The sequence below is a fragment of the Pseudomonas sp. 1928-m genome (assembly GCF_029269135.1).
Classification (GTDB): Bacteria; Pseudomonadota; Gammaproteobacteria; order Pseudomonadales; family Pseudomonadaceae; genus Aquipseudomonas.
The window spans coordinates 553,374-571,246 of record NZ_JARIXO010000001.1 but is presented as its reverse complement, the minus strand read 5'-3'; the positions used below and the strand labels follow the sequence as shown (position 1 = coordinate 571,246).

The following is a 17,873-nucleotide window of genomic DNA, read 5'->3' as shown; positions in this document are numbered from 1 at the left end:
GATTTGTGGGAGGGGCTTTAGCCGCGATTGTGCCTGCCCACAACGCTAGACTCGTCGCTTAATCCAGCGCGCGGGCCAGCTGAATCAGCTCGGCGCGCCAAGCGGCGGCCGCTGGCAGAGCCAGAAAGTACGGATTAAGCAGCGACTCACGCGCCTCATAGGTCAGCGCCTCGCCCTTGAGCGTCAGCACTTCACCACCCGCACCTTCCAGCACGCCTTGCGCCGCCGCGGTGTCCCACTGCGAGGTCGGCGCCAAACGCGGGTAGCAATCGGCATTGCCTTCGGCCAGCAAACAGAACTTCAGCGAGCTGCCGACATTGGCCAGTTGCAGATCACCAAAGCGCTCACTCAAACCGGCCAGCAGGGCCTCTTGCGCGGGGCTGGAATGGCGTCGGCTGGCCACTAGGGTAAAGGCCTCCTGCGGGGCCAGACGCACACTGATCGCCTCGCTGACACCCGCCGCATCGGCGCGCCAGGCACCCAGCCCTGCGCCGCCGTAATAGCACAGGCCGGTGGCCGGAATGCCGACCACGCCGAATACCACGCGGCCCTGCTCGATCAGCGCAACGTTGACGGTGAACTCCTCACTACCGGCGATAAATTCCTTGGTGCCATCCAACGGATCGACCAACCACCAGCGGCTCCACTGCCCGCGCTCGCTCAGGGCAATATCGGCCGCCTCTTCAGACAGCACCGGAATATCTGAAGCAAGGGCCAGCAGGCCATCATTGAGGATATGGTGCGCGGCCATATCGGCGGCGGTCACCGGCGAGGCGTCGGCTTTTTTATTCACCGTTACATCGGCGCGCCAGAAAGGCAGGGTCGCCGCGCCGGCTTCGCGCACCAGCTCAATGACTGCAGGAATCAGTGGATGGCTCATGGCTTAAAGATCCCACGCTGGGTCAGTACATCGCGGGCCAGGTACAGCGCGGCCAGAGCGCGGCCTTCGGTAAATTGCGGATGCTGGATCAGGCTCGACAGCTCGCGCAGGCTGGCCTTGTCGACACGCATCGGCTCCGGCTCATCGCCGGGCAGGCGTTCTTCATAGAGGTCCGAGGCCAGAACCACCTGAATCTTCTGGCTCATATAACCCGGCGACAGGCTCAGCTCGGCCAGCAACTCAAGCTTGTGCGCGCCAAAGCCGGCTTCTTCTTTCAGCTCGCGGTTGGCCGCGTCCAACACGTCCTCGCCCGGTTCGATCAGCCCTTTGGGCAGCGACAACTGATAGTCATCAGTGCCGCCGCAGTATTCCTCGACCAGCAGCGCGTGCTCGGCATCGACCATCGCCACCACCATCACCGCGCCATAGCCGGAACCCTTGCCCACCAACCGCTCATAGGTGCGTTCCACGCCGTTGCTGAAGCGCAGTTGCAACTCCTCAACGCGGAACAGGCGGCTGCTGGCGACGATTTCGCGGGCGAGTACGGTGGGTTTCTGACGCATGGGGCGGCTCCTGGGCAGGACATAGCGGGTTATCATAGCGCGGCTTTTCCTATTATCTGCGTAGGAGATTGCGCGATCACGACGCCCACGGCGCAAATCGCGACCGCCTGCGCATCTACCAGAAGAACTGCGCATGCCTGCCTTGCCCTGGAACGCCATCGACACCGTCCTGCTGGATATGGACGGCACCCTGCTCGACCTGCACTTCGACAACCACTTCTGGTTGCAGCACCTGCCGCAGCGCTATGCCGAGCACCATGGCGTCAGCCGCGCGCTGGCCGAAGCTGAACTGCTGCCGCTGTTTCGCGAGCATGCCGGTACGCTCAACTGGTACTGCACGGATTTCTGGAGCCGCGAGCTGAACCTGTCGATCCGTGACCTCAAACGCGAAGTGGCGCACCTGATCGCCCTGCGCCGGGACGCCGACACCTTTATCCAGGCCCTGCGCCAGGCCGGCAAACAGGTGGTGCTGATCACCAACGCGCACCGCGATTCGCTATCGCTGAAGCTGGAACGCATCGAACTGGCGCCCTACTTCGACCGGCTGATCAGCTCCCACGACTATGGCTTTCCCAAGGAAGACCAGCAGTTCTGGCACGCCCTGCAGCAGGACATCAGCTTCGAACCTGCGCGCAGTTTGTTTATCGATGACAGCCTGCCAATCCTGCGCAGCGCCGGCCGCTTTGGCGTCAGCCACCTGCTCGCCGTGCGCCAGCCCGATAGCCAGGCGGGGCCGAAGGACACCGAGGAGTTTGCGGCGGTCGAGGATTATCGGGAGCTGTTGCGCAACCTTGAGGGAAGCGACTGATAATTTGTGGGAGGGGCTTTAGCCGCGACTGTCGCCGCTGAAGCGGGGTGCCGCCCAGCGCCTCCCACAGGTGTCACCTACTCGGGAATACGCAGCACCTGGCCCGGATAGATCTTGTCTGGATGGCTGAGCATCGGCTTGTTGGCTTCAAAGATTTTCGGGTAGGCATTGGCGTTGCCGTATTCGGCTTTGGCAATCGCGCTCAGGGTATCGCCCTTCTTCACCGTGACAAAACGTGCCGCCGGGGCCGGCGTGGTTACGCTGATATGGTCTTCCACTTCAGCGACGCCAGCGACGTTGCCCAGGGCCAGCAGGATTTTCTCCTTCTCTTCCTGGCTGGCCACCTCGCCACGGGCGATGACTTTCTCACCCTCGACGCTGACCTGAATATTCGGGTTACCCAAGCCCACCTTGGCCACATGCGCGGTCAGTGATTCGGCCGCCTGGGCCTCCTGACCGACCAGCGACTCCCAGAGTTTGGTCCCGGCTTCTTTAACAAAGGCAAACAGACTCATAAACGCTTCCTCTTGATTCCTTGGAAAGTGGCCGGGCGACGCCGCCCGGAGCCAGAAGTCTAGACCCGGATTCGTGACAAAGGTGCCAGACCCGGCGCTGTCGCTGCAGGTCGCGCCATAGGCCGTATTCAGCTCAAGAACGTACTCCACTGCCTGCTAGAATCGGCAAAACTCAGGGCGTTGAAGGATTCATCGTGGATATCAAACAGCTGAAGTTTCTGATCGCCCTGGATGAAACCCGCCACTTCGGCCAAGCCGCCGCGCGCTGCCATATCACCCAGCCGACCCTGTCGATGCGCCTGCGTCAGCTGGAAGACGAGCTGGGCCTGGAGCTGGTCCGCCGTGGTCAGCGTTTCGAGGGTTTCAGTGCCGAGGGCGAGCGCATTCTGGCCTGGGCGCGCAGCCTGATGGCCGCCCACGATGGCCTGTATGCAGAAGCGGCCGCCTGCCGTGGCCAGCTGGTCGGCACCCTGCGCCTGGGCGTGGTGCCGCTGGCCGGTTTCGATCCGATGCGCCTGGTGCAGTTCTTCGCCGAGCAGCATCCTGGGCTGCGCTTTCAGCTGTTCGCCCTGAGCAGCGAGGAGATTCTCGAACGCCTAGGGCGCAACCAGCTCGACCTCGGCCTGTCCTACCTCGACCGCCTCAACCCTGAGCATTTCGACAGCCTGGAGCTGGCGGAAACGCGCATGGGCCTGCTGTATGACCGCCGGCATTTTCAGTTCACCCGCCCGGCCCTGCGCTGGGAAAGCCTGATCGACCTGCCGCTGGGCCTGCTCTCGGCCGGCATGCATTTTCGCCAATCGATCGACCACAGCTTTCGCTCCCGTGGCCTGACGCCCAGCCCACGGTTGGAAACCGATGCCGTGCATCAACTGCTGCAAGCGGTCAGCGCCGGGCTGTGTTGCGCGATCATGCCGCTCAACGGTGGCCTCGCCGAGTTCACCGAACACCTAGCGCTGACGCCAATCGAAGACGCCCACACCCTCGCCCCGCTGGGCCTGATCCTGCGCCGCAGTGCACCGCGCTCGGCCCTAGCCGAAGCCTGCTTTGCCGAAGCGCACAAGCTGCTAGCCGCTGATGCGGGCTGAAAGGCCCAGACTTGAAGCCTTGATAGACAACGTCGATCACAAGATCGGTAACAGCGATTAGACGCACCCGGCACAGCGGCCTAGGCTGGCGAAGTCACTCCGTCGCCGGGAAGCCTGCCCATGCCACGCCACGCCCCTGCAATCGTCAAAGATGCCACCCCAGTGCTGCTGCCGGCACCGACTTATAGCTATGTCGAGCTGGCAGAGGCGCAGCTGGATGGCGCCGCCGCGCTGGCCAGCGAAACCGCCCTGGCGATCAGCTACAACGGCATCAGCCACAGCGTAATGATGGTCTCGCCCAGCGACCTTGAAGACTTTATCTACGGTTTCAGCCTAAGTGCAGGCCTGATCGACAGCTTCGATGAGATCTACGACATCAGCCTCAAGCCACATGCCGACGCCATCAACGCCGAGGTGCAGGTCAGCAACCGCGCATTCTGGGCGCTCAAGCAGCAGCGCCGCACCCTGGCCGGTAACAGCGGCTGCGGCCTGTGCGGGGTCGAAGCGCTGGAACAAGCCCTACCGCAATTACCCAGCCTGACGCAGTGCCCGCTACCAGCAGCCGCCCATCTGCAAGGCCTGCGTCAGCGGATTCAAACCGTACAGACCATGGCTCGCCATAGCGGCGCGGTACATGCCGCGCTGTTTGTTGATGGCCAGGGGCAGATCCGCCTGTGCCGCGAAGACATCGGCCGGCATAACGCCCTCGACAAGCTGCTCGGCGCCTTGCATCGCGCAGATGACGACCCGCGCCAGGGCTTTGCCGTGGTCACCAGCCGTTGCAGCCTGGAGCTGATCCACAAGGCCCTGCGCGCCGGCATCGGTACCTTGGTCAGCCTGTCCGCGCCGACCACCCTCAGCGTGCAGTGGGCGCGCCAGCACAACCTCAACCTGATTCACCTGCCCCAGCACAGCGCGCCACGGGTCTACAGCCCGGCCGCACCCGGAGTCGCCCAGCCATGAGCCTGCAACCGATCAAGCCACGCTATAAACCCTACACCGGGGCAGCCGCCGGCTGGGGCGCGCTGCGCAGCGTGACGCACTTCTGGCTGGACAGTAAGCAGCCGTTCAAAAACCTGCGCGCTCTGCTCAAGACCAACCAGCACGGCGGCTTCGACTGCCCCGGCTGCGCCTGGGGTGATTCGCCGGAAGACGGCCACATCAAGTTCTGCGAAAACGGTGCCAAGGCGGTCAACTGGGAAGCCACCAAACGCCGGGTGGACGCGGCTTTCTTCGCCCGCTACAGCGTCAGCCAACTGCGTGAGCAAAGCGATTACTGGCTTGAATACCAGGGCCGCCTGACCGAACCGATGCGTTACGACGCCGCCAGCGATCATTACCAACCGATCAGCTGGGACGCCGCTTTCGCCCTGATCGCCGAGCATCTGAATGCGCTGCAAAGCCCCAATCAGGCCGAGTTCTACACCTCCGGTCGTGCCAGCAACGAAGCCGCCTACCTGTATCAGCTGTTCGTCCGCGCCTTTGGCAGCAACAACTTTCCCGACTGCTCGAACATGTGCCACGAAGCCAGCGGCGTGGCCCTCGGGCAAAGCGTGGGCGTCGGCAAGGGCAGCGTGACCTTCGCCGACTTCGAGCACAGCGACGCGATCTTCGTGCTCGGGCAGAACCCCGGCACCAACCACCCACGCATGCTCGAACCGCTGCGTGAGGCGGTCCAACGCGGCGCGCAGGTAGTGTGTTTCAACCCGCTGAAGGAGCGCGGCCTGGAGCGTTTTCAGCATCCGCAACATGCGTTGGAAATGCTCAGCAACGGCTCCGAACCGCTCAACACCGCATTCTTCCGCCCGGCCTTGGGCGGCGATTTAGCCGCCCTGCGCGGCATGGCCAAGTTCCTCCTGCGATGGCACCGCGAAGCGCTGACTAATGGCGAGCCGGCGGTGTTCGACTTGGCGTTTATCGCGGAACACACCCACGGCGTGGACGACTATTTAGCGCTGCTGGATGCCAGCAGCTGGGATTCGTTGGTCGAGCAATCCGGCCTGAGTCTGGACGAACTGAAGCATGCCGCCCTGCTCTACCGCCATGCCGAGCGGGTGATCATCTGCTGGGCCATGGGCATCACCCAGCACCACAACTCGGTGGCGACCATTCAGGAAATCGTCAACCTGCAGCTGCTGCGCGGCAACCTTGGCCGCCCCGGTGCCGGCCTGTGCCCCGTGCGCGGCCACAGCAACGTGCAGGGCGATCGCACCATGGGCATCAATGAGCGCCCACCAGCGGCCTTTCTCGATGCGCTGGAGCAGCGCTTTAACTTCCAGGTGCCGCGCGCGCAGGGCCACAATACCGTCGAGGCGATCAACGCCATGCTCGACGGTCAGGCCAAGGTGTTTATCGGCCTGGGTGGCAACTTTGCCCAAGCCACCCCGGACAGCCCGCGCAGCCACGCCGCGCTGAGCCGCTGCGCGCTGACCGTGCAGATCAGCACCAAGCTCAACCGCAGCCACCTGACCACCGGCAGCGATGCGCTAATCCTGCCGTGCCTCGGGCGGACCGACATCGACCACCAGGCCGACGGCCCACAGGCGGTGACAGTTGAAGACTCGTTCAGCATGATCCACGCCTCCTACGGCCAGCTCGAACCGCTGTCGCCACAGATGCGTTCGGAGCCGGCGATCATTGCCGGTATCGCCAAGGCCACCCTGGGCAATCATCCGGTGGACTGGGATGCGCTGATTGCCGATTACCGGCGCATCCGCGAATTGATTGCCGAAACCATTCCCGGCTTCAGCGACTTCAATCAGCGTCTGCAACACCCCGGCGGTTTCTACCTGGGCAACGCCGCCGCCGAACGACGCTGGCTCACCGCCAGCCACAAGGCCAACTTCAAGGCCAACCCGCTGCCCGCCGACCTTCTGCCAACCCAGGTGCGCAGCACCGGGCAAACGCCGGACCTGATCCTGCAGACGCTGCGCTCCCACGATCAGTACAACACCACCATCTATGGCCTGGATGACCGCTACCGTGGGGTCAAGGGCCAGCGTCAGGTACTGTTCGTCAACGAAGCGGACATCCTGCGCCTGGGCTTTCAACCGGGGCAGCAGGTCGATATCCAGTCCATCTGGGATGACGGCATCGAACGCAAGGTCGAGGGCTTTACCCTGCTGGCCTTCGATATTCCCGCCGGCCAGGCAGCCGCCTACTACCCGGAGGCCAACCCGCTGGTGCCGCTGCAGAGTTTCGGCACGGGCAGCTTTACCCCGACCTCGAAGTACGTAGCCATCCGTCTGCAGGCGCATCAGGCCGAAGCGCGCATTCTTTGAGCCGATGTGGGGCGGGGATCACAATGACGACCAGCGGCAGGGAATTTTTCGGAGAAACGCCCTCTAAGACTGTGCGCGGAATAATCATCCTTTAAAAACAAAGGCCTATGTCCGCACACCCATTTAGTCGAGAAGGTCTGCCGTATGCGTACATTATTTTCTGCGCTGGTATTCAGCGCCCTGGCTTCGCCCCTGGCCCTAGCGGGCGATACCGCCAAGGTTGCCATTGGTGGCGGTGTGGGTGGCGCCCTGGGCAATGTGATCGGCCAACAGGTTGGTGGCAGCACCGGCGCGGCGATTGGCGCGGGCCTGGGGGGCGCAGCCGGCGGTGTGATTACCGCACGCGACGGCAACAAGATCGAAGCTGCACTGGGCGGTGGCCTGGGCGCGGCGGGTGGCTCGGTACTGGGCAACAAGGTCGGCGGTAGCACCGGTTCGACCATCGGTGCCGGCCTGGGCGGTGCAGCCGGTGGCGCGCTGGCCAATGAATACGCCGGCGGCAGCGAACGTGATCGCGGCCACGACAAAGGCAAGAAACACAAGAAGCATAAAAAGCACAAACATCACTAAGTGCCGAGTGCTGACAGCAAAAAGCCGCCTAACAGCGGCTTTTTGCGTATGGCACCCATCCTACTCAGCTATGTCGCTGGCTCCATCAGCAGCACCGTCAGCGCTGCGCGCAGGCTTTCGGGAATGCTGACCGGGCGGTTGCTGTTGCGGTCGACGAAGACATGCACAAAGCGCCCGGCCGCGCAGGCCTCGTCTTCATCCGCCTTGAATACCGCCAACTCATACTGCACCGAACTATTGCCCAGCTTGCCGACCCGCAGGCCGATCTCGATGCGTTCGGGAAAGGCGATGGAGGCGAAGTAATCGCAGCTGGAGCTGACCACAAAACCCACCACCTCACCGTTATGGATATCCAGGCCACCAACCTCGATCAGGTAGCTGTTCACCGCGCTGTCGAAGAAGCTGTAATAGGTGACATTGTTGACGTGGCCGTAGACATCGTTGTCATGCCAGCGCGTGGTGATCGGCTGGAAGTGCCGGTAAGCGCTGCGCAGGTGTTGGGGTTGGCTCATCGGAAGTCCTTGAAAGTAGCGAGGCGGCTTAATACGCCACCTGATAGATGGCCAGGGCATGGGCCTCGGTCATTTCCCTCGGGTTGTTCACCAGCAGGCGCTGTTGCTGCATGGCGTCGCGGGCCAGGGTCGGCAGCATATCTTGCGGCACACCGGCATCACGCAGGCGCGTGGGCAGGCCGCTACGTACGCTGAAGTCGGCCAGTGCGCCGATCAACTGCTCGGTCTGTTGCAACGTGCTGCCGGCGCGCAGCTGATCGCCCAGCACCAGCGGCGCCAGCTCGGCATACAACGGCGCGGCTGCATTGCCGTTGAAACCCAGCACATGTGGCAGCACCAAGGCGTTACTCAGGCCATGGGGAATATGGAAATGCCCGCCCAACGGATAAGCCAGCGCATGCACCGCCGCCACCGGCGCGTTGGCAAACGCCTGGCCGGCCAGGCAGGAGCCCAGCAGCATGGCCTGACGCGCCTCGCGGTTGCCGCCGTTGTGCACCACTTCATCCAGATTGGCCGCCAGCAGGCGCAACGCTTCGCGGGCCAGCAGGTCGGACAGCGGGTTCTTTTTCAGCGCGCTGGTGTAGGCCTCAATGGCATGCACCATGGCGTCGATTCCGGTGGCGGCGGTCACCGCCGGCGGCAGGCCAAGGGTCAGCTCGGCATCGAGCAGCGCCAGGTCCGGCAGCAGCAGCGGCGAGACCACGCCCATCTTGGTAGTTTCGCCGGTGGTGATGATGGAAATCTGCGTGACTTCAGAGCCGGTGCCGGCGGTGGTCGGCACCAGAATCAGCGGCAGACGCTGACCCCGGGCATTACCGACGCCGTAGACCTGCGCCAGTTCCTGGCCACAATCGGGATGCGCCAGCAGCGCCACCAGCTTGGCCACATCCATCGAACTGCCGCCGCCAAAGCCAACGATCAGCTGCGCCCTGAGTGCGCGGGCCTGCTCCACCGCTGCCAGCAGAATGGCCTCGGGCGGGTCGGCGACCACCTGATCGAATACCTCAACCGTCAGATCCGTGCGGGCAAAACCTGGCAACACATCCACCAACAAGCCGAGCTTGCTGATGCCAGGGTCAGTGACGATCAGCACCCGCTGCGCGCCGCGCTCGCGGCACAGCTCGGCCAGACGCCGCGACGCGCCGATCTCGCAGAGAATCTGCGCGGTGGTGGCAAAGCTAAAGGGCAGCATGGGGTGATCCTCTTGTTGTAATAAATGGCTCGCGCAGCAACGTGGATAGCACCCACGCTACGCGCTTCGGTCAGAAGGCGAAACTCGCCTCATCCATGGCCATCAGGCACGCCGCGCCACCAAGCAAGGCTTCGCGGTGGGCACTGGCCCGTGGCAACACCCGGCGCAGGTAGAAGTCGGCGGACTGCAGCTTGGCCTGATAAAACGCCGCCTCACCGTCTCCCGCCTCCAGGGCATCCTGCGCCCGTGCCGCCGCCTGCAGCCAGAAGCCGGCCAACAGCACATAGGCCGAATACTGGAGAAAATCCACCGACACCGCGCCGATCTCCTGCACATCGCGCTGACTGGCCGCAATCACTGCGCTGCTCAGCTCGCGCCACTCGCCCAGACGCACCTGCACGCTTTTGGCCAACTCGGCCAATGCCGGACGGCCAACCTGGGCATCACACAGCTCGCTGAACTCGGCCTGCAGCGCCGACAGTTCCGCACCGCCGTCACCGAGCACCTTGCGGCGGATATAGTCCAGCGCCTGAATGCCGTTGGTGCCTTCATACAACTGGGTAATGCGGCTATCGCGCATCAATTGCTCGATACCCCATTCGCGGATAAAACCGTGACCGCCATACACCTGCACAGCATGGCTGGCGACTTCCTGGCCCATGTCGGTAAAGAAGGCTTTGACGATCGGGATCAGCAGCGCCGCGCGCTTGCCGGCAGCCTTGCGCGCGGTGGCATCCGGATGACCATGCTCAAGGTCGAGCTGGCGCGCGCAGTAGGCCGCCAGCATGCGGCTGCCTTCGACCAGGCTCTTCTGCGTCAGCAGCATGCGCCGCACATCCGGGTGATTGATGATCGGATCGGCCGCCTTGCCCGGCTCAGCCGGCCCACTGAGGGCACGCGACTGCAAACGCTCGCGGGCATAACGCAGCGCGCCCTGGAAGGCCGCTTCGCCGATACCGAGGCCCTGCAGACCGACCTGGAAGCGCGCGTCGTTCATCATGGTGAACATGCAGGCCAGGCCCTGGTTGGCCTCGCCGATCAGCCAGCCAGTGGCGCCGTCGAAGTTCATCACGCAGGTGGAGGCGCCCTTGATGCCCATCTTGTGCTCGATAGCGCCGCAGGACAGCGCGTTGCGCTCACCCGGCGTGCCATCGGCCGCGGCGATAAATTTCGGCACCAGCAGCAGGCTGATGCCCTTCACCCCGGCCGGTGCATCCGGCAGGCGCGCAAGCACCAGATGGATGATGTTTTCCGACAGGTCCTGCTCGCCGCCGCTAATAAAGATCTTGCTGCCGCGGACCTTGAAGCTGCCGTCCGCTTGCGGCTCGGCCTTGGTGCGCAGCAACGCCAGATCGGTGCCGGCCTGGGGTTCGGTCAGGCACATGGTGCCGGCCCATTGGCCACTGACCAGCTTGTGCAGGTAGATGTCCTTCAGCGTTTCGCTGCCATGTTTGTACAGCGCCAGCACCGCGCCCTCGGTCAGCCCGGAATACACCCGGAACGACAGCGAAGCGCCCATCAGCATCTCGTGAAAGTTGCAGGCAAGCATCTGCGGTAGCGCCTGACCGCCGTACTCGCTCGGCCCGGTCATGCTCGCCCAGCCATTATCGACATATTGCTGATACGCCTCGGCAAAGCCATCCGGCGTGCTCACCTGGCCATCGCAGAGCTGACAACCCTGCTCGTCGCTGTTGCGGTTGAGCGGCGCCACCACCTCAGCGGCGTAACGTGCGCCCTCTTCCAGCACGCCGTCGATCAGCTCACGATCAAGGCCGTTGCCGAGCAGCTGGCAGTGGGCGCTGATATCGAACAGCTCATGCAACACAAAGCGCATATCGCGCAGCGGGGCTTGGTAGCTCATACCCGGCCCTCCTGTACGTCAGCAAAACGCTGGCCGCTGCTGGCCAGTTTTTCAATCAGGCGTGCCGGCAACCAGTGCTCACCGAACGTCGCCTGCAGCGCCTTCGAGCGGTCATGAATCGCCGCCACACCCTGGCCATCGGCCCAGCTCATCGGCCCGCCTTTATCGGCCGGAAAGCCATAGCCGTTGAGGTAGACCAGATCGATGTCGTGACTATTGGCGGCGATATTCTCTTCGAGGATTTTCGCGCCCTCGTTGACCAGTGCCAGCAGGCAGCGTTCGAGGATTTCCTCGGGACCAATATCGCGGCGAACAAAGCCCAACTGCTCGGACACCTGCAGCACCAGGGCATCCACCTCGGGATCGTGCTCGGCCTGGCGGCTGCCTTCGGCGTAGCGGTAATAGCCCATGCGCGTCTTCTGGCCGAAACGACCGAGGCCGCACAGGCGGTTATCCACCTGCACCGCCGGATCATCCTGCCCCTTGCCGGCCAGCTCGCGGGCGCGCCATTCCAGATCGATACCGACCACGTCGTACATGCGGAACGGGCCCATGGCAAAGCCAAAACCCTGCAACGCGGCGTCGACCTGATGCGGATAAGCCCCTTCAAGCAGCAGCATGCGCGCCTCGCGCACATAGGTGTGCAGCATGCGGTTGCCGATAAAGCCGTCGCAGTTGCCCGCCACCACGCTGACCTTGCCGATGCGCTGACCCAGGGCCACAGCCGCGTCCAGCACCGCAGGGGCAGTCTTAGCGCCACGGACTATTTCCAGCAATTTCATGATGTGCGCGGGGCTGAAAAAATGCAGGCCCAGCACCTGCTCAGGGCGCTTGGTCACTGCGGCAATCGCGTCGATGTCCAGCGCCGAGGTGTTGCTGGCGAGAATCGCACCTGGCTTCAGGGTGGCGTCGAGCGTGCGGAAGATCTGCTGCTTGAGCTCGAGGTTCTCGTACACCGCCTCGATCACCAGATCGGCATCGGCCAGCGCCGCGTATTCGCCCACCGGGGTGACGAAGGCCAGGCGCGCGGCCGACTGTTCTTCGCTGATGCGGCCCAGTTTGAGGTTATGCGCGTTGGTGTCGGCCACCACAGTCATGGCCTGCTCAAGCATCTGCGGATTGTTGTCCAGCCACAGCACCTGAATACCGGCGTTGGCCAGGCTCATCACAATGCCGCGGCCCATGGTGCCCGCGCCGATTACGGCGGCCTGCTGAACTTCGAATGCCTTGCTCATGCCCACCCCTCTGCCAGTTGCCTAAAAAAATTCGCCCACCACCATAAGCAAGGCATTACTATTTTTGAAATTTAGTCTTGTGATAAGTCGTATTCAGCCAATGAATATCTCAACCTTCGACCTCAACCTGCTGCGCGTGTTCGACGCACTGATGCGCGAGCAGAATGTCTCCCGCGCTGCCGAACGCCTGTCGCTCAGTCAGCCGGCAGTGAGCAATGCCCTGAATCGCCTGCGCGAACTGCTCGACGATCCGCTGCTGGTACGGGTGGGTCGCAGCATGCAGCCGACGCCACGCGCCCAGGCGCTGGAAACGCCGATCCGCGCCGCCCTGCAGCAGATCGAGCAAAGCCTTAGCGCTGGTGAGGTGTTCGACCCGGCCAGCAGCCGTCAGCACTTCAGCATCGCCGTCACCGACTATGTCGAGCTGATCTGTATGCCGCGCCTGCTCAAGCAGCTCAGCCAGCAGGCCCCCGGCATGCGTATCGACATCCGCCACCTAAGCCCCAGCCTGCCGGCCGAGGCGCTGGACAAGGGTGAGCTGGATCTGGTGCTGGGGCGCTTCGAGGAAATCCCCGCGCGCTTCGCCCGCCAGCACTGGATGAGCGAAACCCTGCAGCTGGCGCTGCGTCGTGATCATCCACTGGTTAGCGGGCCCATGGATCTGCCGACCTTTCTGCAGCTGCGCCATCTCTGGGTACACGGCGGCCAAACCCGCGGCATGGTGGACCAGTGGCTGGGCGAACAGGGCTTGTGCCGGGAGATTCTCTACACCACGCCCAACTACCTGCAGGCCGCGCACATCGTCGCCAGCAGCGAGCTGGCCGCCGTGCTGCCGACCCAACTGGCGCGCTACTTCGCCAGCCTGCTGCCATTGCAACTGTTCGAGCTGCCGTTCGCCCTCGGCCCGTTTCACCTGGAAATCGTCAGCCTGGCCCAGCGCCAGCGCGACCCGGCGCTGCACTGGCTGATTGAACAGATCCAGCAGATCGCACGGCGCTGATCACCCGGCAGTCGGGCAAAGCCTTCCTATACTGACGGCTACTGTCGTGCAGTCTTGGGGAATCGATCATGCTGAAATCGGCTTTGGCGCTGCTGCTGGCGCTACTGGGCACCCTGGCGCAAGCCCAAACGCTGGAGATCGTGCTACTCGACAACCAGGGCAAGCCACTCAGCGACGCCGTGCTGTGGATCGAGCCGGGGCTGACGCAAAGCCAACCCGCCACCGCGCTGATGGACCAGCAGAAGCGCCAGTTCAGCCCCTATATCCTGCCGGTGCAGGTCGGCACCACGGTGAGCTTCCCCAACTCCGACCCGATCAACCACCACGTCTATTCCTTCTCGCCGGCCAAGCGCTTCGAACTGCGCCTGCACCAGCAGAAGGCCGCGCCGCAAGAGATGCGTTTCGACCAGCCCGGCCTGGTGACCCTGGGCTGCAATATCCACGACTGGATGCTCGGCTTTATCCTGGTGCTCGACACGCCCTGGTTCGCCCAAACCGACAAACAGGGCAAAACCCGCCTGGACTTCGATGCTGCCGCAGGACAAACCCTGCAGCTCTGGCACCCGCGCATCGCCGACCCGCAGGAAGCCATGAGCCGCGCCGTACCAAACGACGGCGCGCTAACCTGGCAACTGACCGGCGCACTAAAACGCGACCCACGGCCAAAAGCACCCGCCATGCGCCCACAGGGTAAAGGCGGCTACGTGCCTTGATGTCAGATCAATAGCCAGATGAGCATCTGCGCAATGCAGCAATTAATTCGGCAAACGCTCGAATAGATACTCGCCACCTACCTCATGCCCGGCTACCGATACAGCGCCGTACTGCGGCTGTTGCGGGTAGTCCTGGCTGACACCACGGCGCACCACCTGATACAGATTGAAACCAGGCACTGTGGCATCCAGCCCCTGCAAGCTACGCAGAAAATGCCAGGCGAATATCGAGTGGCCCTCCTTGCCCTCATCGGACACAGGCTCCTCTCCACCGGAAGACAACACCAGCACGCTACGTTTGCGCAGCACCTCAGCGGGTGCAATCCGCCCACCCTGGTAGGCCTGGCCACGCACTAAGGTGCCGGAAAAACAACTGTCCGAAACCAGCAATACCTGACGCGCGGGAATCGCCCGCAGCAAGGTGGCGATGTCCTGATTGGAAATCCATTGCGCCGCTGTTTTTACCGAGCCATCGCTGGGTATCCAGTAACCCATCTCGGTGTCATCCATCAGGTAGCCATGCCCGGCGTAATAGACAAATACCGCATCGGCCGGCGTCATTTCCCGCGCCAAGGCGGCCACCGCACGGACAATATCGGCCTTGCTGGCGTTGTTCAGCACGCGCAACTCAAACCCCAACACCTGCTTGAGAGTGGCGGCAACGCGCTCAACATCACGGATGGGGGTGCGCAACGCGGGGATTGGCGACTGATACTGGTTATTGCCAATCAGCAGTGCTACGCGCCGCTCAATCGGCCGCCCGGCAATCGCTGCCGGCACGCCGCCCAGCGCAGCCTTAGGCAAGCAATAAGCCTGATCGTCATCGGCGGCGGTGCACTCACGCACATCCACCACCCGCGGATTGCGTCGCAACTCTTCCAGCGCTTCACGGTAGAGCAAGGTGCGGGCCTGGTGGCGCTGCAGATCAATGGCCTGCATCTGCGCACGCCCGGGTATACCGCCGGCGAAAGCCGGAGGGCGAAAATCGGCCAGCACTGGCTCGACTAGTACCAATAGCACCAAGGCTATCCAAGAAGTTGGTTTCATTGCTCGCCCTCCAAACCCGTCAACAGCGCCGGCCAGCGTTGTAGCCAACAACATGCATGGTCGAAGCCGGGCAGCTGTTTCAGACGCCCACCATGGCGAGCGACGAAATACGCAGCTACCGCAGTGGGTACCACCTGATCCGCCGCGCCACTGAAATGCAGCGCCCGCGCACGCTGAGGTGGCCCATCCAGTGGATCCAGCGAGCCATGCAAGGGTGACAGCTGCAGACGCCTGGTCCACTCGTTCAGTGCCAGGGGGGCAGCCAGCGTAACCAACAGCTCAACATCATCACGCTGTTGCGCCAGCAGGGTCGCCAACACGCCACCGCCGGAATAACCGACCAAGCGCAGCCGCTCGGCTCCCGCTTGTTGCTTGAGTTCGCTTACCGCCCGGTCCATAGCCTGCAATACCTCAGCGGAGAAACGCCGTTCGCTCCAATACAAGGGAGAGCACTGGCGCAACTCGCTCGTGCTCAGGTACTGGCAAGGGCGCCCCAGGTAGGCGACGGCCACTGCTGTATCGCGCTCGGCAAGCAGCATCGCCAAAGGACGAATGGGCGTGGGATCTTGCGGCGGCCTATAGACGGAAGGCCAAGGTGCGCCATCGCCCTCGATATAGAGGGTGAGCGTCTGCGAGGCAGCCGTCTGCCGCAGCAAACCCAACAGGTTGAACGGCTGAGCCACCAGCTCAACCGGCGACCAACCCCGCTCCATCACCCAGGCCTCAGTCTTTAGCCGCGAACCCTGTAGTTGAACTGGCTGAGTGCAGCCACCCAGCCAGCACACGCATGCACCCAGCAGCACCAAACGCCAGAGCACTGCGCCTACCACAACAATCAGAATCGCAGGTTAAGGTTGGCCATCCAGGTATTCATATTCTGATTGCCACGGCCTTCCTCTTGCTCATAGGCCAGCCCGGCGCTGACACCATGAGCCAGGGAGAGGTAGTTGACCCCCAAGACCCAGACCCAGGCCTCCCGACCTATAGGATCAGAAGGGGCAAAGTTCTGCGTGGTCGAACGATGTACATCGTCCATATAACGCAGCCCAGCGTACGGCAGCCAACCATTCCACCAGTAACCGACCTGACCACCCAGCTGAATACGGTCAAGTTCATTGGTGGCATCAGAGTTCTGCAGTTTCTGCAGCCCGCCTAACTGCTGCTGGGTCTCACCACGCAGGCGAATATCGTCATACGACTCTTCGGCATGCAGGTAACTGGCCCGCCCACTGAACTGCCAACTGCCTAACCAGCGCTGGTAATTGAGGTTTAGTCCGGCATACCAGCGGTCAACCTCCTGTCGGCTGCTGCCACTGGCATCCAACTCGCCTTCACCAATACCCACACTGGCATCCAGTGCCCAATGCTCATTCAACTGCCAGCCGAGATAAGGCGCGAGCATAAAACCGCGACTAGTCAGCTCGTTTTCTTCTGCACCAATAGCAGTATTGATCCCGGAGATATCTCCGTGATCAATCGCCAGGGAAACGCCCAGGATTAATGCTGGTGAAAGGCCAAAGTCGGCGCCAATAATGTAATTTTGAATATCAAAATCGTTCTTCGTGGTATTACCGGAAATATTGCCATAGCGCTGATCAGTATCTTCATCCGCAGCACTGGCCCACAGATTCAAGCCCGGCAGAGCATCACCTGCAGCCATCCCGCGGCCTGCTGCATTGCCCGCCATCGCAGGCGCGCCAGGGGCAATCCAGCGCCGCGCCAGGTTGTCCGAGATGGCAAGAGATTGTTGGCCCGCGGTGGCATTGAACAGCACTTGGGAGGTCGTTGCCCCACCGCCAAAACACTCTGGATGGTTAGATAAAGACTCCGCAGCAAATATGCCGCCAGAAATATAGTTCGAGTAAGCAGTTAAACAGTTGGCTGAAGAAACGAAGGGAAATAGTAGACACATGCCGGCCAGCGCCAGCCTGAAGGTGGCTTTCATTCAGAATCTCCTACAAGTGCGGTCTTCTTGTTCTGGCTACGGCTCGGCTGCCATCTTGGCGTTATTCACAGCGCGCGCATAAAGGGAGCGGAGCAGCGCCACTTCCTTATCACCAGGGGATTCCTTCTCCATCCGCGTCAGCACCTGCTGCAACAACTCAAACTCACGCAATTCGAAATACCCTGCCAACAGGTATAGCTCTGGATTTCTATCTGTCGCCATTGCGGCTTTACGCAGTTGCGCATAATTTTTTTCCACCGACTCTAGGGTGCCGCCACTCGGCATGCTGCGTAGCCGCACCATCCCGGCCTTGACCTGGGCATCCGGGGCCGGGGTCTTGGCCAGTTGCTTGACCAGCAACTTCGGCAACTGACGTACCTGCGGCTGTAATGCCGCATCCTGGGCGGAGATGCCGCTGCGGTGCACCTGCAACTCGCCCGGCCCCTGCCAGACCTGCTCTTCGCCACTGTTGAAAAGCACCAGTTGCAGACTGGTTTTCTCCGACAAAATCAGTCGATCGCCTTCATGCAGTTTGCTGAACACCTGCAGCGTCCTGTTCTCCGCCTGCGCCGGTACATTCAAGGCAACAGTGCCGCTCAGACCAGTGACCAAGCCGACCTCAAGCGCCAACGCCAGACCGGGCAGCCACAGCAAAGAACACAG

The 17,873-nt window shown here is 62.6% G+C and carries 18 protein-coding genes; 7 read left to right on the top strand and 11 right to left on the bottom strand.

The features are described 5' to 3' along the window. Window positions 1–58 precede the first annotated feature (58 nt). Both cysQ and nudE read right to left on the bottom strand, forming a co-directional pair. Window positions 59–880 carry a 3'(2'),5'-bisphosphate nucleotidase CysQ gene (gene cysQ / locus P3C18_RS02560; protein WP_275960306.1) on the bottom strand — a complete coding sequence of 274 codons (822 nt, stop codon included), beginning with the start codon at window positions 878–880 and terminating at the stop codon, window positions 59–61. Then, window positions 877–1,443 (bottom strand): ADP compounds hydrolase NudE, encoded by a 567-nt coding sequence (gene nudE / locus P3C18_RS02555; protein WP_275960305.1) that lies wholly within the window; start codon window positions 1,441–1,443, stop codon window positions 877–879. Before nudE ends, cysQ begins: the two co-directional genes overlap by 4 nt. Before the next feature lie 133 nt (window positions 1,444–1,576). Here nudE and yrfG point away from each other — a divergent pair, with 133 nt between their 5' ends. After that, on the top strand, window positions 1,577–2,251 hold the full coding sequence (gene yrfG, locus P3C18_RS02550; RefSeq protein ID WP_275960304.1) for a GMP/IMP nucleotidase: 675 nt from the start codon (window positions 1,577–1,579) through the stop codon (window positions 2,249–2,251). Between the two features lie 77 nt (window positions 2,252–2,328). On the opposite strand, the gene lysM is transcribed toward yrfG, so the two are convergent. Next, a complete protein-coding gene (lysM, locus tag P3C18_RS02545; protein WP_257776685.1) occupies window positions 2,329–2,766 on the bottom strand; it encodes a peptidoglycan-binding protein LysM in 438 nt (145 codons plus the stop codon). Window positions 2,767–2,960: 194 nt separating this feature from the next. Here lysM and P3C18_RS02540 point away from each other — a divergent pair, with 194 nt between their 5' ends. From P3C18_RS02540 to P3C18_RS02525, 4 genes are all read left to right on the top strand, one after another. Beyond that, the gene (locus P3C18_RS02540; protein WP_275960303.1) at window positions 2,961–3,854 is read left to right on the top strand and encodes a LysR family transcriptional regulator; all 894 of its coding nucleotides are present in this window, start codon (window positions 2,961–2,963) and stop codon (window positions 3,852–3,854) included. 120 nt (window positions 3,855–3,974) lie between these two features. Then, window positions 3,975–4,817, top strand: coding sequence for a formate dehydrogenase accessory sulfurtransferase FdhD (fdhD, locus tag P3C18_RS02535; protein ID WP_275960301.1), 843 nt, complete (start codon window positions 3,975–3,977; stop codon window positions 4,815–4,817). After that, the gene (locus tag P3C18_RS02530; protein ID WP_275960298.1) at window positions 4,814–7,135 is read left to right on the top strand and encodes an FdhF/YdeP family oxidoreductase; all 2,322 of its coding nucleotides are present in this window, start codon (window positions 4,814–4,816) and stop codon (window positions 7,133–7,135) included. Before fdhD ends, P3C18_RS02530 begins: the two co-directional genes overlap by 4 nt. 144 nt (window positions 7,136–7,279) lie before the next feature. Further along, window positions 7,280–7,705 (top strand): glycine zipper domain-containing protein, encoded by a 426-nt coding sequence (locus tag P3C18_RS02525; RefSeq protein WP_275960297.1) that lies wholly within the window; start codon window positions 7,280–7,282, stop codon window positions 7,703–7,705. 68 nt (window positions 7,706–7,773) lie between these two features. Here P3C18_RS02525 and P3C18_RS02520 read toward each other — a convergent pair whose 3' ends face one another. The 4 genes from P3C18_RS02520 to P3C18_RS02505 form a co-directional block, all read right to left on the bottom strand. Beyond that, entirely contained in the window at window positions 7,774–8,217 is a 444-nt protein-coding gene (locus P3C18_RS02520; protein WP_275960296.1) for a thioesterase family protein, read from the bottom strand. Window positions 8,218–8,245: 28 nt separating this feature from the next. Then, a complete protein-coding gene (locus tag P3C18_RS02515; RefSeq protein WP_275960295.1) occupies window positions 8,246–9,409 on the bottom strand; it encodes an iron-containing alcohol dehydrogenase in 1,164 nt (387 codons plus the stop codon). 70 nt (window positions 9,410–9,479) lie between these two features. Next, window positions 9,480–11,270, bottom strand: a complete 1,791-nt coding sequence (locus tag P3C18_RS02510; RefSeq protein ID WP_275960294.1) for an acyl-CoA dehydrogenase C-terminal domain-containing protein — start codon at window positions 11,268–11,270, stop codon at window positions 9,480–9,482. Further along, on the bottom strand, window positions 11,267–12,505 hold the full coding sequence (locus tag P3C18_RS02505) for a 3-hydroxyacyl-CoA dehydrogenase (RefSeq protein WP_275960293.1): 1,239 nt from the start codon (window positions 12,503–12,505) through the stop codon (window positions 11,267–11,269). The genes P3C18_RS02510 and P3C18_RS02505 overlap by 4 nt, the downstream gene beginning before the upstream one ends. 100 nt (window positions 12,506–12,605) lie before the next feature. Here P3C18_RS02505 and P3C18_RS02500 point away from each other — a divergent pair, with 100 nt between their 5' ends. Together P3C18_RS02500 and P3C18_RS02495 are read left to right on the top strand one after the other, a co-directional pair. Next, the gene (locus P3C18_RS02500; protein WP_275960292.1) at window positions 12,606–13,505 is read left to right on the top strand and encodes a LysR family transcriptional regulator; all 900 of its coding nucleotides are present in this window, start codon (window positions 12,606–12,608) and stop codon (window positions 13,503–13,505) included. Window positions 13,506–13,573: 68 nt separating this feature from the next. Continuing rightward, on the top strand, window positions 13,574–14,218 hold the full coding sequence (locus P3C18_RS02495) for a methylamine utilization protein (RefSeq protein WP_275960291.1): 645 nt from the start codon (window positions 13,574–13,576) through the stop codon (window positions 14,216–14,218). 42 nt (window positions 14,219–14,260) lie between these two features. Here the strand turns inward: P3C18_RS02495 and P3C18_RS02490 are convergent, their stop codons facing one another. Genes P3C18_RS02490 through P3C18_RS02475 form a run of 4 tightly spaced genes read right to left on the bottom strand, consistent with a single transcriptional unit; the run spans window position 14,261 to window position 17,864 of the window. Then, window positions 14,261–15,265 (bottom strand): caspase family protein, encoded by a 1,005-nt coding sequence (locus P3C18_RS02490; protein ID WP_275960290.1) that lies wholly within the window; start codon window positions 15,263–15,265, stop codon window positions 14,261–14,263. Beyond that, complete coding sequence (locus P3C18_RS02485; protein WP_275960289.1) at window positions 15,262–16,083, bottom strand: alpha/beta hydrolase; 822 nt, start codon at window positions 16,081–16,083, stop codon at window positions 15,262–15,264. The genes P3C18_RS02490 and P3C18_RS02485 overlap by 4 nt, the downstream gene beginning before the upstream one ends. A gap of 17 nt (window positions 16,084–16,100) precedes the next feature. After that, window positions 16,101–17,210, bottom strand: coding sequence for an autotransporter outer membrane beta-barrel domain-containing protein (locus P3C18_RS02480; RefSeq protein WP_275960288.1), 1,110 nt, complete (start codon window positions 17,208–17,210; stop codon window positions 16,101–16,103). A gap of 36 nt (window positions 17,211–17,246) precedes the next feature. Beyond that, on the bottom strand, window positions 17,247–17,864 hold the full coding sequence (locus tag P3C18_RS02475) for a hypothetical protein (protein ID WP_275960287.1): 618 nt from the start codon (window positions 17,862–17,864) through the stop codon (window positions 17,247–17,249). Window positions 17,865–17,873 lie beyond the last annotated feature (9 nt).